This window comes from Vibrio sp. 378 (assembly GCF_033339435.1).
Window position 1 is genome coordinate 1 of record NZ_JAWOUO010000212.1, and the last position, 967, is coordinate 967.

The window sequence follows — 967 nt, forward strand, 5'->3', positions numbered from 1 at the left end:
TTAGGCGACAAGCTCGAACTGAGAATGGCACGAACGGTGCATATAAAACAATCAAACAGCGAAAAACACTAAAGAATATGTATTTTTCGTCGACATAGTGAACAAGAATTCTTTCTACGTTGGTAACGGTATGAAGCATTGGTTTTTCATTGTCTGTGGCATTCTTAGTGGGTGTAGCAGCCTTAATCCAGACATGGTTCCGGGTGGGAATATGTTGGATACAGCCCCAAAAACAAACACAGAGCTGAGACACCCTGAGTGGGGGTATGCGAGTGCATCTCACGTTTCGACGGCTCCACGTGTCAACCAGACGGCGAGGGCGGCCGAAAAAAAGTCTAACAACGTGACCTCACTAGAAATGTTCTTGGATAGACACAATATCCCGCATGAGACGATCGGTGGTGGTCACCTTATGATTCGCTTAAAAGAGCAAGTTCACTTTCAGACAGGGTCGGCGCAATTGTCGTCAAACTCACAAGATTGGTTACGAAAGCTGGGGCACTATTTAGCAGGCAGAACCGATGTGGATGTGGTGATTGATGGCCATGCCGATAGCACTGGTGCGGCGAGATTCAATGATACGCTCTCAGAAAAACGAGCCCGTGAAGTAGAAAAACAAATGCTAGCGAGTAGCATTCCGCGTCAGCGCGTTTTCTCTCGCGGATTCGGCGAATATGTGCCGCAATGTAGCAATGCCACATCAAGCGGTAAAGCGTGTAACCGACGTGTTGAGTTGATGCTGATTGTCGATGAGTAGGCCGCCAGTCGGTTTCGAAGCAAAAACATCAAAATAGAAAAGAGGCACCAAATGGTGCCTCTTTTACATCCGCCAATGTTCTTAGGGGGAACTAGGCAAATTCTTTTTCAAGATAAGCGACAATGTCTGATGACTCATAAAGCCATTGCGTTTCGCCATCTTTTTCAATACGAAGACAAGGCACTTTCACGCGACCGCCACCTTGTTCAA

General features: G+C 46.8%; 2 protein-coding genes. One reads left to right on the forward strand and one right to left on the reverse strand.

The genetic code is table 11. The features are described from left to right. The first annotated feature begins 130 nt into the window (after positions 1-130). On the forward strand, positions 131-757 hold the full coding sequence (locus tag R7Q48_RS25215) for an OmpA family protein (protein WP_318132873.1): 627 nt from the start codon (positions 131-133) through the stop codon (positions 755-757). 91 nt (positions 758-848) lie between these two features. Here R7Q48_RS25215 and R7Q48_RS25220 read toward each other — a convergent pair. Further along, the coding region (locus R7Q48_RS25220) for a glutathione S-transferase N-terminal domain-containing protein (RefSeq protein WP_318132875.1) at positions 849-967 on the reverse strand (119 nt) is incomplete at its 5' end.

Excerpts from the sequence above, each read along its gene's own strand:
- R7Q48_RS25215 (WP_318132873.1), top strand. The coding sequence starts at position 131 with ATGAAGCATTGGTTTTTCATTGTCTGTGGCATTCTTAGTGGGTGTAGC.